The organism is Pseudarthrobacter sulfonivorans, from assembly GCF_024391045.1.
In the GTDB taxonomy this organism is placed as follows: Bacteria; Actinomycetota; Actinomycetes; order Actinomycetales; family Micrococcaceae; genus Arthrobacter; species Arthrobacter sulfonivorans_B.
The window spans coordinates 45,311-71,912 of the sequence record NZ_JANFCZ010000003.1 but is presented as its reverse complement, the minus strand read 5'-3'; the positions used below and the strand labels follow the sequence as shown (position 1 = coordinate 71,912).

Here is a 26,602-nt window from a genome sequence, read left to right as displayed (position 1 = left end):
CCATGCCGCAGCCCGGCTGGGAGGAATTCCGCTTTGACGGGATCGGCACCCGTTGGGAAATCTCCACGCCGGGGCCGCTTTCGGCCCGTGTCCGCGCACGGCTCCTCGCGGTGGTGGAAGCGTACGACGGCGAGTGGTCACGGTTCCGGCCGGACTCCACCGTCAGTGCCATGGCCCGCAAGCCGGGGCGGCACAAGTTTCCGCCGGAGGCTGCACCGCTTGGCCGCTTGTACCGCTCCCTCTATGACATCTCGGCAGGGGCGATGACCCCATTGATCGGCGGCACCCTTGAGCAGCTGGGCTACGACGCCGGCTACTCGCTGCGGCCTGCAGGCCCGCCCGCGGCAGCACCCCGCTGGGAGGATGCCCTGGACTGGGACGGCACGGTCCTCACCAACCATGTGCCCGTGGTGCTGGACATCGGCGCCGCCGGAAAGGGTCAGCTGGTGGATCTCCTGGCGGCGGAGCTCCGTTCACACGGCCACGACAGCTTCCTCATTGATGCCAGCGGAGACCTTCTGCACAGCGGTCCGGACGTCATCACGGTCGCCCTGGAGCACCCGTACGATCCAACCAAGGCCATCGGCACGGTGCCGGTCGCCGGCGGAGCGCTCTGCGCCTCGGCCTCCAACCGCCGTGTGTGGGGTGACGGCCTGCATCATGTCCTGGACGGCACCACCGGCCGGCCCGTCACCACGGCCGTGGCCACGTGGACCATGGCGGAGAGCACCATGCTGGCGGACGCGCTGGCCACGGCCCTGTTCTTCGTCCCGGGTGCCGACCTGGAGGGTGTTTTCGATTTTTCCTGGCTGACAGTATTTTCGGATGGAAGTGCCGCCTATTCGGCCGGATTTGAAGGGACACTGTTCACATGAGCCCCGTTGATACCCCCAAGGCCGTTTCACCGGCCGGCCGGCTGAACACCCTGTTGGGCAAGTACACGATGTACCGGCTGATCCTGCTGGTGCTCGCTGCCCTGGCCGTGTACAGCCTGGTCCTTGACGGCCTGGGCTGGCTGACCTTCGGCATCCCCGGGATGTTGGTGCACCTGGCCCTGTGCCTCGGCATGACCTATGCCTCCAACCGGGCCCTGGCTGCGGTGTTCCACGTGCGTCCGCACTCGGAATCGTCGCTGATCACCGGGTTGCTGCTGTACTTCCTTTTCTGGCCATCCTTCGCGCCCCTGGATGTGGCGGGTGTTGTCCTGGCCTGTTGGCTGGCTTCCGCCTCCAAATACGCGCTTGCCTGGCGGGGCCGGCACATCTTCAACCCTGCCGCTGCGGGGGCCTTCGTAACGGGCCTGACGGGGCTGAACATCGCCACCTGGTGGGCAGCGACCCCCGCCATGCTGTGGCTCCTGGTGCCCGGCATCCTGCTGGTGCTGTACCGCACCCGGAAATACCTGATGGCGGCCGTCTTCCTTCTGGTGGCCACCTCGATTGTGACCTCGGAACTGCTGCAGGCAGGGACAAGCCTGGGCGGCGGTCTGTGGCAGGCCCTCGCGCAACGGCCGCTGCTCTTCTTCGTCGGCTTTATGCTGACCGAGCCGCTGACACTGCCGCCGCGCCGCTGGCAGCAGCTCGCGCTTGCCGCCGCAGTGGGCGTGCTGTTTGCAGTGCCCTACAACTTTGGCTTCCTTGCCAACTCCCCCGAACTGGCGCTGCTGGCCGGCAACCTGCTGGCGTTCCTGGCGGGCCAGCGGGGCGGGGTGCAGCTGACCTTCTCAGGCTCCCGGGCCCTTACCCCCAGCACCACGGAGTTCGTCTTCCGCCCGTCCCGTCCGGTCCGTTTTGTGCCGGGGCAGTACATGGAACTGGATCTGCCGCACGCCGAATCGGACGGTAAAGGCCGACGCCGGGTGTTCAGCCTGACCAGCGCGCCGGCTTCGGAGACGGTGACGTTTGGCGTGCGGACCTCTGAGCCCCTGTCCGCCGCCAAAAAGGCGCTCCTCGCCCTGACACCCGGTGACCGTGTGGCAGCGACAGCCGTGGGCGGCGATTTTGTGCTGCCCCGCGATCCCCGTGCGCCGGTGTTGCTCATCGCCGCCGGCATCGGCATCACCCCGTACCTGGCGCATCTGGCCTCGGGTGCCGGCAGGGACCGGGATGTGGTTCTCCTGCTCCTGGCCCGGAACGCCGGGGAGATTTCCTACGCCAGCGAGCTGGCGGCGTCCGGAGCCAGGGTGGTGGCCCGCCTCGCCGACGGTTCCGCCCCGCCGTCGTTTGCTGCCGATGCCGGGACCGCCGCTACGGCGGGATCTGTATCCGGGGCCCGGTTGGACGGACCCTCTTTGAAGGCCCTTGTTCCGGATATTGCAGAGCGCGCCGTCTACGTTTCCGGGTCCCCCGGGAGCGTCGCTTCGCTGCGCCGTGCGGTCAGGGCTGCCGGTGTGCGCCGCGTGCACGTGGACTCATTTTCCGGCTACTGAGAGGACCGGTTGGCTTGGATCCGACACTCCGGGCAGGATCGCCGGGCCACGTTTTTCATTGCGGGCCACCTTCCTGCTAAGCTCTAGGACGTCCCGCCAGCAACGGCAGGATCCCTGAATTGCCCTCGTAGCTCAGGGGATAGAGCGTCTGCCTCCGGAGCAGAAGGTCGTAGGTTCGAATCCTATCGAGGGCACCTATGAGAACCCCACCGCACCATGTGCGGTGGGGTTCTTTTCGTCTGGGACCCTTCACGGCCTGACCGCGTGTGCCTGCGTCAAAATGTCGGCGCCTCCTCGTAGGCTGATGCCACAATCCGAGGGGGTACTTCATGCGCGCATCAGACCAACACCTGACGGCCCAGGGTCCGGCAGGCCACCGCCCGTCGGGACGGCACCTAGCCGCCGGCCGGTGCTTCATCATCCCGCCCTACATCCTGCGGCGGCTGGCCCGCCAGGACGCGCCCGAACTCATCGCGGCAGCCCGGGCGGCCAAGGAGGCGCTGAGCCATGTACGGTCGGTCCAGTCCGCCCGGACAGCGCCGCAACCCGTCGCTCCGCCGAGCCTCCGTGATGTCCGGCCAGGTCTGCCCAGCCGAAGCATCTACGACGCCGGCGGTTCCGAGACCCTGCCCGGAAAACTCGTCCGCAAGGAGGGCGATCCGGAGACGGGAGACCTGCCCTCGGATGAGGCCTACGACGGTCTCGGGCACACCCACCGGCTGTACGCGGACGTGTTCGGCCGCGACTCCATCGACGGCCGAGGCCTGCCCCTGGATGCAAGCGTGCACTTCGGAAAGCTCTATGACAACGCCTTTTGGGACGGCCGGCAGATGGTCTTCGGTGACGGTGACGGCCAGGTCTTCCAACGGTTTACACGTTCGCTCAGTGTCATCGGGCACGAACTCACGCACGGTGTCACGCAATTTTCGGCCGGGATCGCCTACCGGAACCAGGCCGGCGCCATCAACGAGTCCCTCTCCGATGTCTTCGGCGCGCTCGTTGAGCAGTTCGTGAAGAAGCAGTCCGTTGGCCAGGCCAGCTGGCTGATCGGCGAAGGACTCTTCACGGCACAGGTGCAAGGCGTGGCCCTGCGGTCCATGAAGGCCCCCGGCACCGCCTATGACGACGACGTGCTGGGCAAGGACCCCCAGCCGGACTCGATGGATTCGTACGTACGGACCAGCGCGGACAACGGCGGCGTCCATATCAACTCCGGCATCCCCAACCGGGCGTTCTACCTCGTCGCGGAGGCCCTGGGCGGCCACGCCTGGGAAGCTCCGGGCCGCATCTGGTACGACACCCTCATCGGCGGTTCCCTGCCGGCCACCGTCACCTTCAGCGTATTTGCGCGGGCGACGGCGGCTTCCGCCGTCGAATTGTTCGGTTCCGGTTCCGCCGAACATGACGCCGTCCGGAAGGCGTGGGAAACTGTGAAGGTCAAGATCTAGGACAAGGCTTGGCTGCCGGGCCAGTGGCAGCCAGGCTGCAGGGAAGCCCAGGAACCGGCCATGAAAATTAGTGTGGAGCGAACCGGCGGGATCGCCGCGCTGACACGGGTGTGGACCGTTACGGCCAAGACGGAAAGCGCCATGAGCGAATGGCAGCCGATCGTCGAAGCGTGCCCGTGGGATGCCGTACCCAAGACTGTCCGGGCGGCAGCCGCCGAAGCGGAGGCCAGCCAGCCGGACAGATTCATCTACGCCATCAGGGCAGGCCAACGGCGCGCGGCCTTGCCGGAACAGCAGGTAACCGGGCCCTGGCGGGTCCTCATCGACAGCACACGGGCGGCCTCGGAACAGTCCAGGTAGGCTACGGCTTTCCCGTCGCGGAGGGCCGGAAATCGGGCGCCCTCCCAGTAGACTGGCTGCAGCCATGACATTTCATATCTCCTATCCTGCCGAGCTGCCCGTTTCCGAGCGCCGCGAGGACCTGATGGCTGCCATTGCAGCGAATCAGGTGACCATCATTGCCGGCGAGACGGGTTCGGGTAAAACCACCCAGATCCCGAAGATGTGCCTTGAGCTCGGCCTGGGCGATAACGGCATGATCGGGCACACCCAACCCCGGCGGCTCGCAGCGCGCACGGTTGCCGAGCGGATCGCCGAGGAACTGGGCGTGGAGATGGGCCAGGAAGTCGGCTTCCAGGTGCGGTTCACGGGCGAAGTCAGCCGGTCCACCAAGGTCAAGCTGATGACGGACGGCATCCTACTCGCGGAAATCCAGCGCGACAAGCTGCTCCGCAAATACAACGCCATCATTATTGACGAGGCCCACGAGCGCAGCCTCAACATCGATTTCATCCTGGGCTACCTCAAGCGCATCCTGCCGCAGCGTCCCGACCTCAAGATCATCATCACCTCCGCCACGATCGATCCTGAACGGTTCGCCAAGCACTTCGGTTCCGAGGAAGAGCCCGCCCCCATCATCGAAGTTTCCGGCCGCACATTCCCGGTGGAGATCCGCTACCGGCCGCTGTCCCAGCCCGCCGGCGGAGCTGCAACCGGTGACGATGAAGACAACGCCTCGGATGACGAACTCGAGGAGGACCGAGATCCCCTCGACGCCGTCTGCGACGCCGTGGACGAACTCGCCGACGAAGCGCCCGGGGACATCCTGGTCTTCTTCTCCGGCGAGCGCGAAATCCGCGATGCCGCTGATGCACTCCAATCGAGGATCCAGTCCAACCGCCGGTTGGCCGGAACGGAAATCCTGCCCCTGTTCGCCCGGCTTAGCCTGCAGGAACAGCACAAGGTGTTCCACCCTGGCAGCAAGCGCCGCATTGTGCTGGCCACCAACGTTGCCGAGACGTCCCTGACTGTCCCCGGCATTAAGTACGTCATCGATACCGGCACCGCGCGCATCTCGCGCTACTCGCACCGCACCAAGGTCCAGCGGCTGCCCATTGAACGTGTCTCCCAGGCCTCGGCCAACCAGCGGTCGGGCCGGTGCGGCCGCGTGTCCGACGGCATTGCCATCCGGCTCTATTCCGAGGACGACTTCGAGTCCCGGCCGCAGTTCACGGACCCGGAGATCCTGCGCACCAACCTTGCGGCCGTCATCCTGCAGATGACGGCCATGGGCGTCGCCCGCGGGCCCAAGGACGTGGAAAGCTTCCCGTTCGTGGAGCCGCCCGAGTCGCGCGCCATCAACGACGGCGTCACGCTCCTGCGTGAGCTGGGCGCCCTGAGTGCCGCCCGGCCGCAGGAAAGCGCCGACGACGGCGGCAGGGGCACCGGACGGCAGTCCGGCAGGGGCGGTGGCGGGCTGACCCCCGTCGGACAGAAGCTTGCCCAGCTGCCGGTGGATCCGCGGCTCGGCCGGATGATCGTTGAGGCCGGAAAGCGGGGCTGTGTCCGTGAAGTGATGATCCTGGCGGCGGCTTTGACCATCCAGGACCCGCGCGAAAGGCCCACCGACAAGCAGCAGCTTGCGGCGGAAAAGCACGCCCGTTTCCGCGACGAGAACTCAGACTTCACCGGATTCCTCAACCTCTGGAACTACCTCCAGGAGAAGCAGCAGGAGCTCTCCTCCACCCAGTTCCGCCGGCTCTGCCGCAACGAGTTCATCAACTACCTGCGGGTCAGGGAATGGCAGGACCTGTTCGCCCAGCTCCGGCAGCTGGCCCGTCCCCTGGGCATCAGCCTGGACAACAAACGGCTGGCCGATCCCGTGGGCAACCACGAAGGCATCCACATCAGCCTGCTCTCCGGGCTGCTGAGCCACATCGGGATCCTTGACGACCGCAAGCGCGAGTATGCCGGTGCCCGCGGCAGCCGCTTCGCGATCTTCCCTGGCTCCGCCCTGTTCAAAAAGTCCCCCACGTTCGTAATGGCGGCCGAACTGGTCGAGACCAGCCGGCTCTGGGCGAGAGTCGCAGCCAAGTTTGATCCCCTGTGGGCCGAACAGGTGGCCCCGGACCTGGTGAAGCGCAGTTACAGCGAGCCGCACTGGTCCACCAAAATGGGCTCCGTCATGGCGTATGAGAAAGTCACGCTCTACGGGGTGCCCATCATCCCGCAGCGCCGGATCAACTACAGCAGGGTGGATCCGGTGCTGGCCCGGGAGCTGTTCATCCGGCACGCCCTGGTGGAAGGCGACTGGAAAACCCACCACAAGTTCTTCCACCGCAACCGTGCCCTCCTCCTCGAAGTGGAGGAGCTTGAGGCGCGGATGCGCCGCCGCGACCTGCTGGTGGACGACGAGACGCTGTTTGAGTTCTACGACGCCCGGATCGGCCCCGACGTGGTGTCCGAGCGGCACTTCGACAAGTGGTGGAAGGACGCCAGGCAGAAGAACCCGGACCTCCTGGACTACGACAAGTCGCTGCTGCTCAACGACGAAGCCGACAACCTGGATGAAGCCGCCTACCCCAGGACGCTCCTGCACAAGGGCTTTGAGCTGCCGCTGACCTACGAGTTCCACCCGGTGGCGCCGGGCTCGCCGCCCAACCCGTCTGACGGCGTCACGGCCGAAGTGCCGGTGCTGTTCCTCAACCAGCTGGACGACAAGGCGTTCCGCTGGCTGATCCCGGGCCAGCGGGTGGAACTCGTGACGGCCCTGATCAAATCCCTGCCCAAACAGATCCGGAAGAACTTCGTCCCGGCCCCGGATGTGGCCCGCCAGGCAGTGGCCGCCCTTGAAGCGGACTTTGACCCGGCCCACGACGAACTCGAAGCCTCGCTGGAACTGGCGCTGCGCCGGATCCGCGGCCAGGTCATCCCGCCCGGATCCTGGAATTGGGATGCCGTGCCGTCGCACTTGCGGGTGAGCTTCAAAGTGGTGGACAGCAAGGGCAAGGTGCTGGACGAGGGCAAGGACCTCGCCGCCCTCCAGGAACACCTGGCGCCGGCAACGCGCCGCGCCATCGCAGAGTCCCTGGGGGCAACTCCGGGGACCACGACGCCGCGGTCATCCGCAAAGTCCGCGTCGGGCAGCTCAGGCCGGACGGCGTCGTCGTCCGGTGTCCCTGCGGGGGCCACTGCGGCCGGCAACGGTGCAGGTTTCAGGGAGCGGAGCGGGCTGACCGAGTGGACCTTCGGAACCCTGCAACGGCAGGTGAGCAACAACGTCAACGGCCACACCGTCACCGGCTATCCTGCGCTGGTGGACGAAGGAACGTCGGTTGCGCTGCGCGTGTTCCAGACGTCCTCGGAACAGCTGGCGGCCATGCGCGGCGGGGTCATCCGGCTGCTGGCACTGCGGGTTCCCGCGCCGGACCGCTACGTGCTGGAGCACCTCAACAACACCGAAAAGCTCACCTTTAGCCAGAACCCGCACGGTTCAGTCTCAGCCCTGATCGCTGACTGTGCCCTGGCTGCCATAGACAAGCTGACCCCGGCCGAGGTCCCCTGGGACAAAGAGTCCTTCGACGCGCTCTACGAGCAGGTCCGCGCGGAACTGATCGACACGGTGTTCAGCGTGACTGCCGTGGTGGAGCGCATCCTGGCCAGCACCCGGCGGATCGAAAAGCAGCTCAAAGGAACCACCAGCCTGGCCCTGATCAGCGCGCTCAACGACATCAAAGCCCAGCTTGAGCAGCTGGTGTTCCCGGGCTTTGTGGCCCGCACCGGGTTCGCCCAGCTGAGCCAGCTCCCCCGGTACCTTGCGGCCATCGAAAAACGCCTCGAACGGCTGCCCGGCAATGTCCAGCGGGATGCCCTGAACATGGCCGCCGTCCAGCGGCTCGAGGACGACTACGACGACGCCGTATCGGCTCTGCTGCCCGGCCGGCGGATAGGTGCCGAGCTGACCCATGTCCGCTGGATGATCGAGGAGCTGAGGGTGAGCCTTTTCGCCGTCGAACTCGGGACGGCCTACTCGGTCTCCGAAAAGCGGATCCGGGCCGTCCTGAACAAGGCACTCGCGCCGGCTTAGCCTTCGGGCCGAAGCCCGGCGGGCCGGCGCGAGTCCTGCCCTTTAGCTTTCGGGCACAAACTCCCCGTAGCCGGCCGCCCGGAGCCCTGCCCGCAGCTTTTCCGCGTTGGCGTCCAGCACTGCCGGGTCCGGGTTGTGGTCCACCGAGCCAAAATCGAAGTCGGCCATGCTTCGGGACGGCCACACATGGACGTGCATGTGGTTGATTTCGTATCCGGCCACGATCAGGCCGGCCCGTTCGGCAGGGAAAATCTCCAGCTGGACGGCGCCAATCCGGCGGGCCACTTCCATGACCTTCGCGAGCGTTTCCGGGGAGGCATCGGTCCAGCGGTCAACCTCTTCGGTGGGGACCACCAGGGTGTGTCCGTCGGCCAGCGGGCCCGTGGTCAGGAACGCCGCAACATCGGCCTCGCGCCAGACGAAGCGTCCCGGGATCTCGCCGTTGATGATCTTGGTGAACAGGGTGCTCATGCGTCTGCCTCCTCGGCCGGGGCCTGCAGGGTGCTGGTATCCAGCACAAACCGGTATTTTACGTCGCCTGCCACCATTCGGTCGTAGGCCTCATTCAGCTGGTCGGCGCGCACCAGCTCGATGTCTGCCACCACGTTGTGCTCCGCACAGAAGTCCAGCATTTCCTGGGTTTCGGCGATGCCTCCGATCAACGAACCCGCATAGGCGATGCGGCGCCGTATCAGGGACCCGGGGTTGACGGGCGGCATGGCTTCGGACGGCAGGCCGAGTTGGAAGAGCGCCCCGTCGACGCGCAGGGTGCGGAAGAACGGGTTCAGGTCGTGCGGTGCGGCCACGGTGTCGATAATGAGGTCGATGCTGCGGTTTGCTGCGGCCATGGCGTCCTCGTCGCGGGACAGGATGACCTCGTCGGCGCCGAGCTCCAGGGCAGCCGGAACCTTCGCTTCGGACGTGGTGAAGACCTTGACCACGGCACCCATGGCCTTGGCGAGCTTCACGGCCATGTGGCCGAGTCCGCCCAGGCCTACGACACCCACCACGTCGCCTTCCTCCACATCGAAGTGGCGGAGCGGAGAGAACGTGGTGACGCCGGCGCAGAGCAACGGGGCGACGGCGGCGGGGTCGAGGCTGGCGGGCACGCGGACCACGTAGCGGCGGTCGACCACCACGGAGGTGGCGTAGCCGCCCTGGGTGATCGCGTCGCCGTTCCGTGCATCTTTGGCGCCGTATGTTCCGGTCATGCCGTTTTCGCAGTACTGCTCGAGGCCGTCCAGGCAGCTCTCGCATTCACGGCAGGAATCAACCATGCACCCCACACCCACCCGGTCGCCCGGGGCGAAGTCGGTCACGGCTGAGCCGACGCGGCTCACTGTGCCCACTATTTCGTGTCCGGGGACCAACGGATAGTTCTGGGCGCCCCATTCACCGCGGGTGGCGTGCACGTCTGAATGGCACAGTCCGCAGAATTCGATGGCGATTTCCACGTCGTCCGCTTTGGGGGCGCGCCGGGCCAGCGTCAGCGGCACGAGGCCGCTGTGGCCGGAGACAGCACCATACGCGGCAGCGAACAGGCCGGCGGCGGAACCGGGAACGGAGTTGTCAGCGGGCAAGACAGGGCGGGCAAGGGGCGGCGGTACGGGGCGTCCTGGGGTCATGCCTTCGACGCTACCCCCGCATGCTGCGGCATTTCCACTCGGGCCCGCGGCATGGGTCCGTCATGTTCCGGCGGTCGTCCCTGCAGCCGTACCTGCCGCTTGTCCGGTGGCGACGGGAAGGTCGGGGTTATTCGACCATTCGGAGAACGAGCCCGGATAGAGGGCGGCGCGAATCCCTGCGATTTCCAGCGCGGCCACCTCGTGGGCGGCGGTCACGCCGGATCCGCAGTACACGGCCACCGGGACGTCGCCGCTGATGCCCAGCTCAGCAAACCGTTGCCGCAGCTCCGGCGCCGGCAGGAAGCGTCCGGAGTCGTCCAGGTTCTCGGTCGTCGGCGCGGACACGGCTCCGGGGATGTGCCCTGCGCGCGGATCAACGGGTTCGAACTCGCCGCGGTACCGCTCCCCGGCGCGGGCGTCGAGGAGGATGCCGGTGCCCGCCCACTCCGCGGCCGCTGCCGAGTCAATGGCGGGCATGCCCACGCCGCTGAATGAAACATCGCCCGGCACTGCCTCAACGGACCCCGATTCCAGCGGCAGTCCCGCATCCTGCCAGGCGGCCAGGCCGCCGTCGAGCAGGTGGACGTCCGGGAAACCGGCACTGCGCAACATCCACCAGGCGCGGGCCGCTGCCAGGTTGCCGGTGTTGTCGTAGGCCACCACAACGTCGCCTGCGTTGATTCCCCAGCGCCTGGCGCTGGCCTGGAATTCCGCGGCAGGCGGCAAGGGGTGCCGTCCGCGCGCCGGAACCGCGGGCGCGGCGAGCTCGGTGGCAAGGTCGACGAAGACAGCTCCGGGGAGGTGTGCTTCGAGGTAGTGTTCGCGGCCGTGCGGGTCCCCCAACGCCCAGCGGACATCGAGCAGGACCGTGCGCCGGCCCGAGGCGAGCAAGGCCTGCAGGCCCGGTACATCCATCAGAAGGCCCATGGTGCTCCTTGTCCGTTGTGTGTGGTGCTGTTGTGAGTGGTGCAGTCGCTGCTCCAACTTTAGCTGCGGCCGGGCCGCGGGCAGGAAGGGCCAGCCGGCCCGCGCGGCTAGAGTTGGTCCGGTGAAGAACGCACGCGCGGACCGGCCATGGGCCGATGAGGCCATCCGGAAAATCAAAGCCGAAAGCAACCGGTCCGCCGATACCCACCTGTACTCGGTACCGCTCCCCCGGCACTGGGGCGTCCAGCTCTACCTGAAGGACGAATCCACGCACCGGTCGGGGAGCCTTAAGCACCGGCTGGCGCGTTCGTTGTTCCTCTTCGGCCTGGTCAACGGTTGGATCCGCGAGGGGACCACCATTGTGGAGGCGTCAAGCGGCAGCACCGCGGTCTCGGAGGCCTACTTCGCGCAGCTCCTGGGATTGCCGTTCGTGGCCGTCATGACCCGCACCACCAGCCCGGAAAAGATCGAGCTGATAGAACGGTTCGGCGGCTCCTGCCTGTTGGTTGAGCATGCCGCCGAAGTTTACGCCGCCGCGGCGGAAGCAGCTGCCACGTCCAACGGCCACTACATGGACCAGTTCACGTACGCGGAGCGGGCCACGGACTGGCGCGGCAACAACAACATCGCGGAGTCCATCTTTGGGCAGCTCGCCTTGGAGGAACACCCCATCCCCCGCTGGATCGTGGTGGGCGCCGGGACGGGCGGCAGCAGCGCCACCATTGGCCGGTACCTGCGCTACCGCGGCCACGACACCCGCCTGGCAGTCGTGGACCCCGAGAATTCGGCCTTTTATCCCGGCTGGCTGAACGGTTCGGATGGGGTGACCGGCCTGCCGTCACGCATCGAGGGCATCGGCCGCCCGCGGATCGAACCCAGCTTCGTTCCCGCCGTCATCGACCACATGATCCAGGTCCCCGATGCCGCCTCCGTCGCGGCCATGCGCCACCTGTACACCCTCGCCGGCCTGCATGCCGGGCCCTCCACCGGCACCAACCTGTGGGGCGTCTGGCAATTGGTGGCAGAAATGGTCGCCGACGGGCAGCGCGGCAGCATCGTGTCGCTGATGTGCGACGGCGGCGACCGCTATGCGGGCAACTACTACAATCCGGAGTGGCTCTCAGCCCAGGGCCTGGACCCCGGGCCCTATGAGAACATCATCCGCCGGTTTTTCGAGACCGGCCGCTGGGACGCTTAGCCGGTCAGACCTCAACCGATTCCCGCGGGGCGAGGTGCGTGAAGGTGGTGCCGTATTTTCCGCCCAGGCGGGCCACATGGCCTTCCACCATCGTCAGGCCGGTCTCGTTCAGCAGGCCGTCGTGGATCTGGAAAGCCTGCGGGGCGCGGACGCTGATGACGAAATCCACCACTTCGGCCGCCTTGCTCCACGGTGCGTGGATTGGAACCAGAAGGGTCTGAACGGTGAGTCCGTCCGGGACAATGAACGAATCGCCCGGGTGGTAGACGTTTCCTTCCACCAGGTATCCGATGTTGGCCACCAACGGGATCTGCGGATGGATCAGCGCGTGCTGGCCGCCGAAGCTGCGAACATCGAACCCGGCGGCATCAAACGCGGCGCCGGGTTGGACGGTGTGGATCCGGTCTGTGGCGTGCGGCGCTTCCTGGCGCAGCGTGGCAGCCACGCCGGCCGGCGCGAACACGGCAAGGCCGGCCGCCGTTCCGAGCGCCCGGGTCATGGCCGGGACGTCCACGTGGTCAGGGTGCTCATGGGTGATGAGCACGGCATGGGCTCCATCCAGGGCCTCGGCTGTCTCGGAGAACGTTCCCGGATCAAGCACCAGGACCTTTTCGTCCTTTTCGAGCCGGACACAGGCGTGGGTGTATTTAGTCAGCTTCATAGCGCCAGCCTAGGTTCCGGCTCCGGGAGTTCCAAGGGGCGGCCCGCAGGGCGCCGGCTGGTAATCTTGATGATTGCCATCGTCCCTTAGGGAAGCGAGTATCTCCATGCCGTTCGGCACCAAAGCTGACGCGACGCCGTCGAATGCCCCCTCCGGCGCCGCCACCGGTTCTGGCGCGAATGCCGGCAAGGAGCAGCGCGTCACGAAGCAGCGAGTGGCGGTCAGCACCGCCCTGGACGACCTGGACGACTTCGTCAGTACCCAGGAGCTCTACCGCATCCTGCAAAACAAGGGCGTCTCGGTATCACTGGCAACGGCCTACCGGATCCTCCAGTCCCTCGCCGACGACGGCCTGGTGGACGTGCTCCGCAACGGTGAGGGCGAGGCCGTCTACCGCCGCTGCGCCGTGACAGGGCACCATCACCACCTGCTCTGCCGCAACTGCGGCAAGGCGGTGGAGGTCGAGGCCCCGGCCGTGGAAACCTGGGCTGCGAGGACCGCCGCCGAACATGGCTATACCGAGGTGGCGCACACCGTGGAGATCTTCGGCCTCTGCCCCGACTGCACCCTGCTCCGGGCCGCCGGCAAACTCTGACAGCACCCCAACCGCGTCAGCGGCTGTGCACAAGCCGGCCGTTGATGCCTTTTTTGGCGCGGGCGCCGCCGATGACCCGGCACACCACGTAGATCAGGAATGACAGCGTGGTGACGTAGGGGCTGATCGGGATGCGGCCGCCGAGGGCAAGCAGGATGCCGCCCACCGTTGCCGTGACGGCAAAAATGACGCTGAGGAGCACCAGGGGCACGGGCGAGGACGTCACCCGCAGTGCGGCCGCTGCCGGCGTGATCAGCAGCGCAAGCACCAGCAGCGCCCCCACCACCTGGATGGACAGCGCCACGCTCACACCCAGCAGGACCATAAAAACGATCGCGAGGGTCCGGACGGGCACGCCGCGGGCCTCAGCGAGTTCGGGGTCCACGCTGGCGAAGTTCAGCGGCCGCCAGATGAGCACCAGCGCCGCGATCACCGCCACGGCAGCACCGGCGAGGACCTGCAGCTGGACAGTGTCCACGGAGACGATCTGCCCGGTCAGGAGGCCGAACTTGTTGGCTGCGCGGCCCTGGTAAAGGGACAGGAACAGGATGCCCAGGCCCAGGCCAAAGGGCATGATCACGCCGATAATCGAGTTTTTGTCCCGCGCCCGGACCCCCATGAGGCCCAGGAGCAGCGCCGCCGCCACCGAGCCGATGAGGGAGCCGAACACAATGTCGGCGCCGATCAGCAGCGCAAAGGCTGCGCCCGCGAAGGAAAGTTCGGAGATCCCGTGGACGGCGAAGGCCAAATCCCGCTTCATCACGAAGGTACCCATCAGGCCGCCCAGCAGGCCCAGGACGGCGCCTGCCCAGATGGAGTTCTGCACGAGCGCCAGGAGCTCGCCGTAGTTGTCGAAGCTGAAGATCGCTGCGAAGATGCTGTCCGCATCCATCAGGCAACCTCCCCCACCGCGGCGCGGACATCGCCGTGGACGTCGTCGTGGTGGTGGGTGGTGGCGTCGGGCAGGCCGACGACGACGATGCGCCCGTTCGCGTGGATGACCTCCACGTGGCTGCCATAAAGTTCCGAGAGGACCTCCGTGGTCATGACCTCCTCAGGCGTTCCCACCATGAAGCGGCCGCCCGCCAGGTAAAGCACCCGATCAACGTAGTCGATGACCGGGTTGATTTCGTGGGTGACAAACACCACGGCGCTGTTCTGCTCATGGCATTGCTTGTTAATGAGTGAACTGACGGCCTGCTGGTGGTGCAGGTCCAGGGAGAGCAAAGGCTCGTCGCACAGGAGGACCTTGGGATCGGTGGCCAGGGCCTGGGCCACCCGAAGGCGCTGCTGCTCGCCCCCGGAGAGCTGGCCCACCGGAACCTTTGCGTAGTCGGTGGCGCCGACGAGTTCGAGGAGTTCATCAATCCTGCGGTTGATCCGGGAGACGCCCAGCCGCAGGCCCCAGCGGTGCCCGTCCACCCCGAGTCCCACCAGGTCGCGGGCCCGCATGGGCGTGTCCGGAGCGAACGACTTCTGTTGCGGGATGTAGCCGATCAGGCTGCTCCCGCGTTCCACGTGCCGGTCGCCCAACGTTGCGGTGCCGGCTTGCAGGTTCTGCAGTCCAAGCAGGACCTTGAGGAAGCTGGTCTTTCCGCTGCCGTTCGGACCCAGCACGGCGAAGAACTCGCCGGGCCGGATGTCCAGGTCGAGGCCCTCCCAGAGCGTTCGCTTGCCGAACTGCAGGGACGCCCCGCGGAGGCTCACCACCGGTTTCAACTATTTTTCTCCAAAACTTTGCTGATGTTGTCCACATTGTCCGTCATCCATTGCAGGTACGTCTTGCCCGCGGGCAGGGTTTCGCTGAAATCAACCACGGGGACCCCGGCCGCCTGGGCGGCTTTCTTGAGTGCCTGGGTTTGCGGTCCCGCTGTCTGTTCGTTGTAGGCAAGGAACCTGATGCTTCCGGATCCGGCCAGATCGGTGGCGGCTTTCAGCACTGCCGGCGGGACGTCGGATCCTTCCTCGATGGCAGCGGTGTAATCCTCCGGGGTCAGGTTTTCCAGCCCGGCGGCTTCGAGGAGGTACATCGGAACCGGCTCTGTCACAGCCACGGGTGCGCCGGACGACTTTGCCCTCAACGCAGCGAGCCTGGCGTTCAGTCCGTCCACGCCCGATTTGAAGGCTGCGGCGTTGGCGGTGAACTGTGCGGCTGATGCCGGTTCCTGTTCGCCCAGCTTGGCCGCCACCGAATCGGCCAGCTTGCCCATGGCGTCCAGGCTGTACCAGACGTGTTCGTTGAACGCACCGTGCTGATGGTCGTGCGAATCGATGGCGGAGGCCGTCGCGGCATGACTCTCCTCCGGGGCCAGGCCGGCGACGTCCACCGCGGTCAGGATGTTGCCGTGCGCAATGTTGCTGTCGTCGGCCATCTTGTGGAGGAAGCCGTCATAACCGCCGCCGTTCTCGATCACCAGTTCCGCTTTGGAGACGGCCAGCCGGTCCTGCGCTGTGGCTTCGTAGGAATGCGGGTCCTGGCTGGTCTTGGTGATGATGGCTGTGACGTTGACTTTGTCGCCGCCGATCACACTGGCGATGTCCCCGTAGACATTGGTGGACGCCACAACGTTGATGATCCCGGGCGACCCCCCTGCTCCGGGCGACGCCGACGGTGCACCGCCACCGGCGCCACACGCAGTCAGCAGGAGGCTGAAGCCCGCGAGGGCGGCAAGGGATGTTCGGATGGCTGCGGGGTGACGCACGGAAACCTCAGATCAAAGGGGACGGACTTTAGCGACTCCCCAAAGTCTAACGCTAATTGGGAATGATTCCTATTTAGATCAGCCGGGCGGAGAACGCCTGTTCCCCGCCCGACTAAGCTGGCACAGCTGCCCAGGCCCCGGTTTAGCTGCCGTTGGGCTGGCCAAGCCGCCTGATTCCGGTGGCCTGGGTGGCGTCCCGGATCTCACCAACAAGCTGTTCAATCACGTCCTCCAGGAACAGCACTCCATGGGTGTGGCCGTCCGCGCCGATAACGCGGGCAAGGTGCGAACCTGTGCGCTGCATGACCGACATGGCCGTTTCCACCTCGTCGTCCAGCGCGAGGTTCGCCAGCGAGCGGATCCTCGACTCGGCGATGGGGTGCTGGTAGTCCTCCTCCGGAATGGAGAGCACGTCCTTCACGTGGAGGTAGCCGGACAGCATGCCATCCACGTCCACCATCGGGAATCTGGAGAAGCCCGTCCGGCTGACAGCTTTTTCGAACTCCACCGGCGTGGTGGCCTCCTTCAGCATGACCAGCTTCTCCACCGGCACCATGATGTCCGCCGCCGTGTATTCGGAAAACTCCAGGGCGCCCGTAATGAGTCCGGCATCGTCATCCACCAGTCCGTGACGGGTGGATTCCTGCACGATCGACTGGACCTCTTCAAGCGTGAAGGACGAGTTCACCTCGTCCTTGGGTTCGATCCGCAGGAGTTTGAGGATGTGGTTGGCGGACCAGTTCAGGGCGACGATGACGGGTTTCACCCGGCGCGCCACGAATATCAGCGGCGGCGCGAGGAGCAAGGCCGCCTTGTCCGCCACCGATACCGAGATGTTCTTCGGCACCATCTCACCGAACGTCACGTGCAGGAAGGTCACGACGAACAGGGCGATGGCAAACGCCACGACGTCGGCAAACTCCACCGGCAGTCCCACAGCCTCCAGCGGGGCGGCCATGAGGTGGTGGATGGCCGGTTCGGCCACCTGGAGGATCAGCAGAGAGCAGACGGTAATACCCAGCTGCGCACACGCCAGCATCAGCGAGACATTTTCCATTGCCCGCAGCGTGGTCTGCGCCCGTTTGGAACCGGCATCGGCGAGGGGTTCGATCTGGCTGCGCCTCGCTGACATCACCGCGAACTCAGCGCCGACAAAAAACGCGTTGCCCAGCAGGAGGACCACCAGCCAGGCGATGCCTGCCCAGTCGCTCATGAGCTCTTCCTGTCGTCAGTGGACTCGGGTTCCGGGGCTACCGGATGGAAGCAGATCCGTTCGATCCGCCTGCCGTCCATGCGCGTCACGCTGAGCGTTCCGCCGCCAACCGGGACGGTGTCCCCCACGACGGCGATGCGGCCCAGCTTACTCATGACATACCCGCCCACGGTCTCGTAAGCGGCCTCATCCGGGACAGCGAGTCCTGGAATCTGTTCGAAAAGTTCGTCCGGGCGCAGCAGCCCGGGGAAATACCAGTCCCCGGAGGCGCTTTGAAGCAGTCCTGGCCGCACCTTGTCATGCTCGTCGGCCACCTCGCCCACGATTTCTTCCACAAGGTCTTCGAGGGTGGTGATTCCGGCGGTTCCGCCGTATTCATCAAGCACGACGGCGAGTTGCAGGTTTCCTTCCCTCAGTTCCGCCAGGAGCGCATCGAGGTGGATGGTCTCCGGCACCCTGAGGACGTCGGTCATGATGGCGCCCGCTTCCAGGTTGGCGCGCCGGTCCCACGGCACGGCAACTGCCTTCTTGACGTGGACCAGGCCCCTAATGTCGTCTGCGGAGTCGCCGATGACGGGAAAGCGGGAATACCCGGTGCGCCGGGCGGCGTCCAGGATGTCCGCAACCGGCTGGTCGGCGTCGATGGTTTCCACCCGGATGCGCGGTGTCATCACATCGGCGGCCGTCCGGGCCGAGAAGTTCAGGGTCCGCGCCACAAAGTTGGCGGTCCCGGCATCGAGCGTTCCCATGGCGGCAGAACGCCGCACGAGGGAGGCCAGTTCGGCCGGTGTCCGGGCGCCGGAAATTTCTTCCTTGGCTTCAAGGCCGAAGACGTTCAGGACCTTGTTGGAAAACCCGTTCAGCAGCACGATGGCGGGCTTGAAGATGGCGGTAAAAATCAGCTGCGGACGCGCCAAGGCCTTGCCCACCTGGAAGGACAGCGCGATGGCCATGTTTTTCGGCACCAGCTCACCGAGGAGCATGGACAGCAGGGTGGCCAGTCCCATGGCAATAACCAGGGAAACGGAAGCCGCAGCCAGCGGGGGAACACCGACGGCGGCCAGCGGTCCTTCGAGGAGCCGCCCCACTGACGGTTCCATCACATAGCCGGTCAGGAGGGTGGTGAGGGTGATGCCGAGTTGGCAGCTGGATAGCTGGGTTGAGAGGGATTTCAGGCATTTGAGCAGCGGCACCGCACCGGCGTCACCGTTGTCGATGGCTTTCTGCACCGTGGCCTGGTCAAGCGCTATCAGGGAAAATTCGACGGCGACGAAGAAGCCGGTGCCGGCGATCAGCAGGAGGCCTGCCGCGAGGAGTAACCACTCCATTCAGCATCCCGCCCGAAGGCCGGGGGACGTGGCGTGGATCCGGGGGAAACTTCCCGGCGGAGGATGGTCGGCCGAGGCGGACCCTGTTTCCAGTAAGGCTCCGCCGGCATGGACCGGGAGAGAGTGATGGGCGCGTGTTCGGGGTTTGCCGGCTCTTCGGGTGGACTGCGCGAAGTTGTGGTTCATGCTCCGCTGACAGCCCCCAGGCCGGCACCTAGATTTACTGTCCATAAGAAGTTCAGTCTACAGGAGCGGATTGCGCCTTCCGTGTGCCCGTGGACCGCTCCCGTCCGCCACAATTCGCGATCTCCATGTCATTCCATGATTTGAGTCACCGTTATTGGCAGTTAACACGGAATGCTCATTAGACTGGCAAAGGTCCGGGTTCAGGACGCAGAAACTGGTTCGATTGTTGTGCTGAAGCACTTGGCGGCCAGAGGGACATCAAACTCATGGAAGAGGCGTATTTCAAGTGCCAGAGCAGCCTAGCCACCGTCTACCAGAGGAATTTGGCGGAAACGAGTGGCTCGTTGACGAACTGTACGAGCAATACCAAAAGGACAGAAACACTGTGGACACCAAGTGGTGGCCCTTGTTTGAATCCTTCGACTCGGGCAGCGAATCATCTTCCAACGGGAGCCCGGCAGCCGCCGCAGCCAATCCCGCCACTCGTGAAATGCCTGCCGTAGCTCCGGCTGCGGCACCTGCTGCATCTGCCCCGGCACCGGCGCCGGCGGCACAGCCCGCAGCACCGGCCGCCGCCCCGGCGCCGACCAAGAAGGCCCCCGCTACGGTCGCCCGCGATGGCGCGAAGACGACCGAGCCCGGCGCCACTGTCCAGCCCATCCCCGCGCAGCTGCCCAAGAATGTCAAGGCACCCACCGCCCCCGAAGAGGACGTGGTCTCAGTCCTCCGCGGGCCGGCCAAGGCGATCGCCACCAACATGATCACCAGCCTCGAGGTACCCACGGCCACCAGCGTTCGTGCCATTCCGGCCAAGCTGCTGATCGACAACCGCGTGGTCATCAACTCCAACCTGGCCCGCGCGCGCGGCGGCAAGGTCTCCTTCACGCACCTCATTGGCTACGCCGTCATCCGGGCGCTCTCGCAGTTCCCGTCCATGAACGTCTACTACGACGAAGTTGACGGCAAGCCCGTTGCCGTCCAGCCGGCCCACGTCAACTTCGGCATCGCCATTGACATGCCCAAGCCGGACGGTACCCGCCTGCTCATGGTGCCCAACATCAAGAAGGCGGAGACCCTCAACTTCTCCGAGTTCTGGCACACCTACGAGGACCTGATCAAGCGTGCCCGCGCGGGCAAATTGACCGCTGATGACCACTCGGGCACCACGGTATCCCTCACCAACCCGGGCGGCATCGGCACCGTCCACTCCGTGCCGCGCCTCTCCAAGGGCCAGGCCGCCATCATCGGTGTCGGCGCGCTGGACTACCCGGCCGAGTTCCAGGGCGCGAGCGAAAAGATCATCGCGCAGAACGCCATCAGCAAGGTCCTCACGCTGACCTCCACCTATGACCACCGCGTCATCCAGGGTGCCGGCAGCGGCGAGTTCCTCAAGCTGGTGCACCAGCTGCTCCTGGGCGCCCAGAACTTCTACGACGAAATCTTTGAATCCCTGCGCATCCCGTACGAGCCCGTGCGCTGGAGCCCTGACCTGCAGGTGGACCCTGCTGACGAGATCAACAAGGTTGCCCGGATCCAGCAGCTGATCCACGCCTTCCGCGTGCGCGGCCACCTGATGGCGGACACCGATCCCCTGGAGTACCGCCAGCGCAAGCACCCTGACCTCGATGTCCTCACCTACGGGCTGACCCTCTGGGACCTGGACCGCGAGTGGCCCACCGGCGGCTTCGGTGGTGCCCCCATGCTCAAATTCCGCGACATCCTCGGGGTGCTCCGGGACGCCTACTGCCGCACCACGGGCATCGAATACATGCACATCCAGGAGCCGGCAGAGCGCAAGTGGTTCCAGGACCAGCTGGAGCACCCGTACTCGAAGCCCAGCCGCGAAGAGCAGCTGCGCATCGTGTCCAGGCTCAATGCCGCCGAAGCGTTCGAAACCTTCCTGCAGACCAAGTTCGTGGGCCAGAAGCGCTTCTCCCTCGAAGGCGGCGAATCGCTGATTCCGCTGCTGGACGCCGTCATTTCCGAGGCCGCTGACGACGGCCTGGATGAGGTTGCCATCGGCATGGCCCACCGCGGCCGGCTGAACGTCCTCACCAACATCGCCGGCAAGACCTACGCCCAGGTGTTCCGTGAGTTCGAAGGCACCCAGGATCCCCGCTCCGTGCAGGGCTCGGGCGACGTCAAGTACCACCTCGGCACCGAAGGCACCTTCACGTCCGAGAACGGCAACGAGACCAAGGTTTACCTGGCTGCGAACCCGTCCCACCTCGAGGCCGTTGATTCCGTGCTTGAGGGCATTGTCCGCGCCAAGCAGGACCGCCTGGACCAGGGCGAGGCCTTCCCGGTCCTGCCCATCATGGTCCACGGCGACGCTGCGTTCGCGGGCCAGGGCGTGGTTGCCGAAACGCTGAACCTGTCCCAGCTGCGCGGCTACCGCACCGGCGGCACCATCCACGTGGTGGTCAACAACCAGGTGGGCTTCACCACCGCCCCGTCGTCCTCGCGCTCGTCCACGTACTCCACGGACGTCGCCAAGATGATCCAGGCACCGGTATTCCACGTGAACGGTGACGATCCCGAGGCCGTGGTCCGCATTGGCCAGCTCGCCTACGAGTTCCGCCAGCGCTTCCACAAGGACGTTGTGATCGACATGGTGTGCTACCGCCGCCGTGGCCACAACGAGGGCGACGACCCCTCGATGACCCAGCCCATGATGTACAACCTGATCGAAGCCAAGCGCTCCGTCCGCAAGCTGTACACCGAGGCCCTGATCGGCCGCGGCGACATCACCGAGGAAGAGGCAGAGCAGCTGCTCCGCGATTACCAGGAACGGCTGGAACGGGTCTTCGCCGAAACTCACGCGGCCCAGACCTCCCCGATCCCCATCATCACGGCGGATTCCGCAGCTGTCTCGGACATCGAGCGTCCCATCGCCCAGCAGGCCGATTCGGGCATCAACGCGCCGGCATCCACGGCCATCTCGTCCGAGACCCTGGCGCGGATTGGCCATGCGCACATCGAAATCCCCGAGGGCTTCACGGTCCATGCCAAACTCAAGCAGCTGCTCGAAAAGCGCGAGCAGATGTCCCGTGAAGGCGGCATTGACTGGGGCTTCGGCGAAATCGCCGCCTTTGGCTCACTGATCATGGAAGGCGTACCGGTCCGGCTCGCCGGCCAGGACTCACGCCGCGGTACGTTCGTGCAGCGCCACGCCGTGTTCCACGACCGCGCCAACGGCAACGAGTGGCTGCCCCTGGGCAACCTCTCCGACGACCAGGCCAAGCTGTGGATCTACGACTCCCTGCTGTCCGAATACGCGGCCATGGGCTTCGAATACGGCTACTCGGTGGAGCGGCCCGATGCCCTCGTGCTGTGGGAGGCGCAGTTCGGTGACTTCGTCAACGGCGCGCAGACCATCATCGATGAGTTCATCTCCTCGGCCGAGCAGAAGTGGGGCCAGCGCTCCTCGCTCGTCCTGATGCTGCCGCACGGCTACGAAGGCCAGGGCCCGGACCACTCCTCGGCCCGCATCGAACGCTTCCTGCAGATGTGCGCCGAACAGAACATGATCGTCGCCAACCCCACCACGGCAGCGTCGCACTTCCACCTGCTGCGCCGCCAGGCGTACAGCCGCCCGCGCAAGCCGCTGATCATCTTCACACCGAAGCAACTGCTGCGCCTGAAGGCAGCCGCCTCGTCCGTGGAGGACTTCACCACCGGCGGCTTCCGCCCCGTCATCGGTGACCATGAGCAGCTGGCCGCGAACGCCGTCGAACGCGTACTCCTGGTCTCCGGCCGCCTGTACTACGACCTTCTGTCCACCCGGCAGAAGACCGATGACAAGACCACCGCGATCATCCGCGTGGAGCAGCTGTACCCGCTGCCGCACGAGGAGATTGCCGCGGAACTGGCCAAGTACCCGAACGCCGAGGTTGTGTGGGCGCAGGACGAGCCCGCCAACCAGGGACCATGGCCGTTCATGGGCCTGCACCTCCCGGAGATGCTGGACCGCCGTGTACGCCTGGTGTCGCGTCCCGCCTCGGCCGCCACGGCTGCCGGATCGATGAAGCGCCACGCGAAAGAGCAGGACACGCTCCTGAAGCTGGCATTTGCACGGAAGTAATACAGCGGGCTGCCCGGCCGGACGTCGAAATACCAGACTCCGGCCGGGCAGTTCTGTTTAATGGGATGAACCATAGCCACGCCGGCTGGCAACAGCTGGCACGGACGTAAAGAGGGACTTGTGGAAGACAGGAAGCTGCGGATCGCAGCTGTTGGAGACGAACTGCTGGCCGGACTTGGCGATCCGAGGGCGCTTGGCTGGCTGGGCCGTGTACTGGCCCGGACTCCGCAGGACGGCGTGGCCATGGAAAGCTACGCCCTCCCCTGTCCCCAGGAGGGAACGGAAGGACTGGCCGCCCGGTGGCTGGAAGAAGCCGGCCGGCGGTTCGGCGACCAGCATGAGAACCGGCTGGTGATCGGTCTCTCGGGACGGGACATCGAATTCGGCCTCTCCACGGCCCGCAGCCGCCTGAACCTCGCCAACATCCTCGATACCGCCTCGCAGAACAGGATCGAAGTTTTCGTGGTGGGTCCGCCGCCTACCCTGGATCCTGCCCAGAACCGCCGCCTCGCCGAATTGAACACGGCATTCGCGGACGTGACCACGAGGCGCAAGCATCTTTATGTGGACACGTTTTCGCCGCTCCTGAACCACGAGCAGTGGCGCCAGGACCTCGCGGCCAACAGCGGGACCCCGGGCCAGGCCGGTTATGGCCTGATGGCCTGGCTGGTCCTGCACCGGGGCTGGTTCCAGTGGCTCAAGATCGACACCCCCGAGTAGCCCGGCAACGCTCTCTCACTTAACGCGGTCTTTTCCCGAACGCTCTCGCTCTGCGTCCCCGGCGGCAACTCCCCGGCGGCGGCTTCGAATTCGCGATATATCTTGACCATCCGGCGTGCCCGGTTGTAGCGTGGGGTCATCAATCACGATATATCGCGGTTTTGGAGGACACATGTCAGAGAACAACTGGACCGTCACGGGTCCCCAGGTCATCGATGTTGACGAAGTCACGTCCCTGAAGCTGGGCATGGTCCGCGGCCGGTTCGACATCGTCACCCACGCGGACACCGTTGTCCGGCTGGAGATCAGTGACGTCCAGGGCGATCCTGTTGCCGTATCCCTGACGGACGGTAGGCTCGAAGTCCGCCATCAGCTGCACGGCCCCCAGGGATGGTTTAAGAACCTGATGGGCACGGTGAACCACAACAGCAACAACTCCGCAGTCATCAGCATCGCGGTGCCCGCAAGCCTTGAGGTGGAGGCCGGCACCGTGAGCGGCGACGGCCTGGTGTCCGGCACCAGCGGGCACACCCGCCTGAACACTGTCTCGGGTTCGGTCATGGCGGACGGGACGTCCGGTCAGCTGCACGTCAACACCGTCAGCGGCGAGGTCATTGCGCGAAACCACGACGGCGTCCTTACCGCCAAGAGTGTCTCCGGCGAGGTAACGGCCTCCGGCCGGTTCACGAACATCCGCGCGAATACCGTCAGCGGGGACATGAGCTTCGACCTGCTCAGCTTCACGAACGATTTCGGCGCCAACTCCGTTTCGGGCGATGTCACCATCCGGCTACCGCACGACGTCGGCGTGGACATCGTGGCGAAATCCGCCAGCGGGATGGTGGTGATCGACGATCGCCAGTACTCCCAGCCCGGCGGCAAGGTGGAAACCATTGCAGGTCCAGACCGCAAACTGATGCTGGTCCGCACCAACTCAGTGTCCGGAAAGACGTCCATTTTCCATGGGCAGCCCGCACGGAACGACGACGCGCACCGTCCGGAAGCCGGACACTAATGCCCCCGGTATTCGCCCATGGTGCGCTGCGGCTCTACCTGCTCGCCCTGCTGGAATCCGGCCCCAAGCACGGTTATGAACTGATCAAGGCGCTCAGCGAGCGGTTCGGCGGCACCTACTCCCCCAGCGCCGGAACCATCTACCCGCGCCTGGGGAAACTCGAGGAAGAAGGCCTGGTTGCCACCGAAACAGCAGGCCGTCGCACCAACTACCGCATCACTGCGGCGGGGATTGCGGAACTGAACAAGCGCCGAGACGAACTCGCCGGCGTCGAAAATGACATCTCAGCGTCAGTGCGGAGGTTGGCGGACAACCTCCGGGCGGACATCCGGGCCAACATGCGCGGACTGCGCGCAGACTTGGCCGCCACTGCCGAGGCCGCGCGGACCACGGCCCGGGCCGCCGACTTCAGGAAGGCTGGCAGCCGCCACACATCCGAGGGGATCCGCGAGCTCAAAGAAGCCGAGATGCTGCTCCAGGCGTTCCGGGACGATCTCCGTGTGGAGCTTCGCCTTCAGGCCAGCAGGCAACCAATCAGTGCTGTCACCTTGGAAACTGTCAGGACGGTGCTCGATCAGGCGCGCATTTCCATCCGCAACTCCCTGCCGGGCTGAAACGCAGGTCACCCATGTTGACGGGGAAGCGTTTCGGGTTTCGCGGCGTGTCCCATGGTGTGGGAGACTTGAGGGCAGCTCTTTTGAGTACCAACATTTAAGGAGGCCAGCTATGAGCAAGCGTGCACGTAAACGTCGTGACCGTAAGCGTGGCGGCGCTAACCACGGGAAGCGCCCCAACACCTAAGCCAATGCTTGGAGTAACGGTTTAAGCGAAGGACCCCGGTAGCCACCTGGCTTCCGGGGTCCTTCGTCTTTCACCTGCTATCGGGTTCAGGCAAAACCGCAGCTAAAGGCCGCCGCTGTCTGCGAATCAGTCACGCACGAATCAGGCATCCACCGGGCGGATGGAGTGGATCCGGTCCAGGATGGCGTTCTTCAGGTTGTCCGGAGCGGCTTCGGTACAGGAGCGCTTGACCATGTTGCGGATAACACACTCCAAGTCATACTGCTCGGTGCATTCAGGACAGTCATCAAGGTGGTGCTTGATTTCAGTAATGTCCTCGCGGGTCAAGGCTCCATCGAGGTACTCGTAGATGCGTTGCATCCGCGTGTCGTCGCAGTCACCCAATCCTTGGCAGTCGCTCATTTCCTGTTCTCCTGTTGTGTGTTCGCGGCCGTGTCCTGTGATTCGACGGCGCCTTTGAATCCTCGGTCGGCGGCATAGTCCGCCAGCAGGTCCCGCAACATTTTCCGGCCGCGGTGGAGCCGGGACATCACCGTGCCGATGGGCGTGTTCATGATGTCCGAAATTTCCTTGTACGCGAAGCCTTCGACGTCAGCAAAGTACACCGCGAGCCGGAACTCCTCGGGGATGGACTGCAGTGCCCGCTTGACGTCAGAGTCCGGCAGATGGTCCAGTGCCTCAGCTTCCGCCGACCGCAACCCGCGTGAGGTGTGCGATTCCGCCCTGGCCAGCTGCCAGTCCTCGATGGTGTCCGAGTTGGACTGCAGCGGTTCGCGCTGCCGCTTGCGGTACAGGTTGATGTACGTGTTGGTGAGGATCCGGTACAGCCACGCCTTGAGGTTGGTGCCCGGCTTGTACTGATGGAAGGCGGAGAACGCCTTGGTGTAAGCCTCCTGGACCAGATCCTCTGCATCAGCTGGATTCCTCGCCATGCGCATGGCGGCCGAGTAGAGCTGGTCCACATACTGCATGGCATCGCGCTCAAAGCGGATGCGGCGGTCCTCGGTTGACTCAGTGGCGACGTCCACGGCCTGCTCATCCGAACCCGGCTCAACCTCGCCGGGCCCTGCCGCCGGGGCCACTTCCGGCCCTGCCGTCTCAGGTGCCGACTCAGCCGCCTGCGGCTCCCCTGCAGACACGGGCGAACCGGCACTCGCGTCGCCGCTGGTTTTGGCGCCGCTCGGCGTTGCCCTATACATGGCCTCAACGGCCGGATCCACGGTACTCATTGCGCCCAAGTCTACT

Annotated in this window: 23 protein-coding genes and 1 tRNA gene; 13 read left to right on the top strand and 11 right to left on the bottom strand. The window is 65.5% G+C overall.

Going from position 1 to position 26,602, the window contains the following annotated elements:
• The first annotated feature begins 2 nt into the window (after window positions 1-2).
• The 6 genes from NQJ30_RS03045 (at window position 3) to hrpA (ending at window position 8,302) form a co-directional block, all read left to right on the top strand.
• The gene (locus NQJ30_RS03045; RefSeq protein ID WP_255768258.1) at window positions 3-875 is read left to right on the top strand and encodes an FAD:protein FMN transferase; all 873 of its coding nucleotides are present in this window, start codon (window positions 3-5) and stop codon (window positions 873-875) included.
• Window positions 872-2,428: a ferredoxin--NADP reductase gene (locus tag NQJ30_RS03040; protein WP_255768257.1), complete on the top strand. Its 1,557-nt coding sequence runs from the start codon at window positions 872-874 to the stop codon at window positions 2,426-2,428. The genes NQJ30_RS03045 and NQJ30_RS03040 overlap by 4 nt, the downstream gene beginning before the upstream one ends.
• Before the next feature lie 121 nt (window positions 2,429-2,549).
• Window positions 2,550-2,622: transfer RNA gene (locus NQJ30_RS03035), tRNA-Arg, on the top strand.
• 135 nt (window positions 2,623-2,757) lie between these two features.
• Window positions 2,758-3,876, top strand: a complete 1,119-nt coding sequence (locus NQJ30_RS03030) for a M4 family metallopeptidase (protein ID WP_304663774.1) — start codon at window positions 2,758-2,760, stop codon at window positions 3,874-3,876.
• 60 nt (window positions 3,877-3,936) lie between these two features.
• Entirely contained in the window at window positions 3,937-4,236 is a 300-nt protein-coding gene (locus tag NQJ30_RS03025; RefSeq protein ID WP_255768256.1) for a protealysin inhibitor emfourin, read from the top strand.
• Window positions 4,237-4,300: 64 nt separating this feature from the next.
• Complete coding sequence (gene hrpA / locus NQJ30_RS03020) at window positions 4,301-8,302, top strand: ATP-dependent RNA helicase HrpA (protein ID WP_255768255.1); 4,002 nt, start codon at window positions 4,301-4,303, stop codon at window positions 8,300-8,302.
• A gap of 42 nt (window positions 8,303-8,344) precedes the next feature.
• Here hrpA and NQJ30_RS03015 read toward each other — a convergent pair whose 3' ends face one another.
• From NQJ30_RS03015 to NQJ30_RS03005, 3 genes are read right to left on the bottom strand one after another with little or no spacing between them, the layout of a single operon-like run.
• A complete protein-coding gene (locus NQJ30_RS03015; RefSeq protein ID WP_255768254.1) occupies window positions 8,345-8,773 on the bottom strand; it encodes an HIT family protein in 429 nt (142 codons plus the stop codon).
• On the bottom strand, window positions 8,770-9,927 hold the full coding sequence (locus NQJ30_RS03010; RefSeq protein WP_255768253.1) for an NAD(P)-dependent alcohol dehydrogenase: 1,158 nt from the start codon (window positions 9,925-9,927) through the stop codon (window positions 8,770-8,772). Before NQJ30_RS03010 ends, NQJ30_RS03015 begins: the two co-directional genes overlap by 4 nt.
• Window positions 9,928-9,987: 60 nt before the next feature.
• Window positions 9,988-10,854, bottom strand: a complete 867-nt coding sequence (locus NQJ30_RS03005; protein WP_255768252.1) for a sulfurtransferase — start codon at window positions 10,852-10,854, stop codon at window positions 9,988-9,990.
• Window positions 10,855-10,975: 121 nt separating this feature from the next.
• On the opposite strand from NQJ30_RS03005, the gene NQJ30_RS03000 reads away from it, so the two are divergent.
• Window positions 10,976-12,052, top strand: coding sequence for a PLP-dependent cysteine synthase family protein (locus NQJ30_RS03000; RefSeq protein ID WP_255768251.1), 1,077 nt, complete (start codon window positions 10,976-10,978; stop codon window positions 12,050-12,052).
• A gap of 4 nt (window positions 12,053-12,056) precedes the next feature.
• On the opposite strand, the gene NQJ30_RS02995 is transcribed toward NQJ30_RS03000, so the two are convergent.
• Window positions 12,057-12,713: an MBL fold metallo-hydrolase gene (locus NQJ30_RS02995; RefSeq protein ID WP_255768250.1), complete on the bottom strand. Its 657-nt coding sequence runs from the start codon at window positions 12,711-12,713 to the stop codon at window positions 12,057-12,059.
• Window positions 12,714-12,819: 106 nt separating this feature from the next.
• Here NQJ30_RS02995 and NQJ30_RS02990 point away from each other — a divergent pair, with 106 nt between their 5' ends.
• Entirely contained in the window at window positions 12,820-13,308 is a 489-nt protein-coding gene (locus NQJ30_RS02990; RefSeq protein ID WP_255768407.1) for a Fur family transcriptional regulator, read from the top strand.
• A 16-nt stretch (window positions 13,309-13,324) separates the two neighbouring features.
• Here NQJ30_RS02990 and NQJ30_RS02985 read toward each other — a convergent pair whose 3' ends face one another.
• The 5 genes from NQJ30_RS02985 to NQJ30_RS02965 form a co-directional block, all read right to left on the bottom strand.
• A complete protein-coding gene (locus NQJ30_RS02985; RefSeq protein ID WP_255768249.1) occupies window positions 13,325-14,200 on the bottom strand; it encodes a metal ABC transporter permease in 876 nt (291 codons plus the stop codon).
• On the bottom strand, window positions 14,200-15,027 hold the full coding sequence (locus NQJ30_RS02980; protein ID WP_255768248.1) for a metal ABC transporter ATP-binding protein: 828 nt from the start codon (window positions 15,025-15,027) through the stop codon (window positions 14,200-14,202). The genes NQJ30_RS02985 and NQJ30_RS02980 overlap by 1 nt, the downstream gene beginning before the upstream one ends.
• Window positions 15,024-16,010, bottom strand: a complete 987-nt coding sequence (locus NQJ30_RS02975; RefSeq protein WP_255768247.1) for a metal ABC transporter solute-binding protein, Zn/Mn family — start codon at window positions 16,008-16,010, stop codon at window positions 15,024-15,026. The genes NQJ30_RS02980 and NQJ30_RS02975 overlap by 4 nt, the downstream gene beginning before the upstream one ends.
• A 142-nt stretch (window positions 16,011-16,152) precedes the next feature.
• Window positions 16,153-17,223: a hemolysin family protein gene (locus tag NQJ30_RS02970; RefSeq protein WP_255768246.1), complete on the bottom strand. Its 1,071-nt coding sequence runs from the start codon at window positions 17,221-17,223 to the stop codon at window positions 16,153-16,155.
• Window positions 17,220-18,551: a hemolysin family protein gene (locus NQJ30_RS02965; protein ID WP_255768245.1), complete on the bottom strand. Its 1,332-nt coding sequence runs from the start codon at window positions 18,549-18,551 to the stop codon at window positions 17,220-17,222. The genes NQJ30_RS02970 and NQJ30_RS02965 overlap by 4 nt, the downstream gene beginning before the upstream one ends.
• Window positions 18,552-19,023: 472 nt before the next feature.
• Here NQJ30_RS02965 and NQJ30_RS02960 point away from each other — a divergent pair, with 472 nt between their 5' ends.
• The 5 genes from NQJ30_RS02960 (at window position 19,024) to NQJ30_RS19105 (ending at window position 25,357) form a co-directional block, all read left to right on the top strand.
• Window positions 19,024-22,821, top strand: a complete 3,798-nt coding sequence (locus NQJ30_RS02960; protein WP_255768244.1) for a multifunctional oxoglutarate decarboxylase/oxoglutarate dehydrogenase thiamine pyrophosphate-binding subunit/dihydrolipoyllysine-residue succinyltransferase subunit — start codon at window positions 19,024-19,026, stop codon at window positions 22,819-22,821.
• Between the two features lie 120 nt (window positions 22,822-22,941).
• Window positions 22,942-23,541 (top strand): GDSL-type esterase/lipase family protein, encoded by a 600-nt coding sequence (locus NQJ30_RS02955; protein ID WP_255768243.1) that lies wholly within the window; start codon window positions 22,942-22,944, stop codon window positions 23,539-23,541.
• A gap of 172 nt (window positions 23,542-23,713) precedes the next feature.
• Entirely contained in the window at window positions 23,714-24,556 is an 843-nt protein-coding gene (locus NQJ30_RS02950; protein WP_255768242.1) for a DUF4097 family beta strand repeat-containing protein, read from the top strand.
• Window positions 24,556-25,170: a PadR family transcriptional regulator gene (locus NQJ30_RS02945; RefSeq protein ID WP_255768241.1), complete on the top strand. Its 615-nt coding sequence runs from the start codon at window positions 24,556-24,558 to the stop codon at window positions 25,168-25,170. Before NQJ30_RS02950 ends, NQJ30_RS02945 begins: the two co-directional genes overlap by 1 nt.
• 112 nt (window positions 25,171-25,282) lie before the next feature.
• Entirely contained in the window at window positions 25,283-25,357 is a 75-nt protein-coding gene (locus tag NQJ30_RS19105; protein ID WP_369299106.1) for a 50S ribosomal protein bL37, read from the top strand.
• A gap of 141 nt (window positions 25,358-25,498) precedes the next feature.
• On the opposite strand, the gene rsrA is transcribed toward NQJ30_RS19105, so the two are convergent.
• Both rsrA and NQJ30_RS02935 read right to left on the bottom strand, forming a co-directional pair.
• A complete protein-coding gene (rsrA, locus tag NQJ30_RS02940) occupies window positions 25,499-25,759 on the bottom strand; it encodes a mycothiol system anti-sigma-R factor (protein ID WP_255768240.1) in 261 nt (86 codons plus the stop codon).
• A complete protein-coding gene (locus tag NQJ30_RS02935; protein WP_255768239.1) occupies window positions 25,756-26,586 on the bottom strand; it encodes a sigma-70 family RNA polymerase sigma factor in 831 nt (276 codons plus the stop codon). Before NQJ30_RS02935 ends, rsrA begins: the two co-directional genes overlap by 4 nt.
• Window positions 26,587-26,602: the final 16 nt, after the last annotated feature.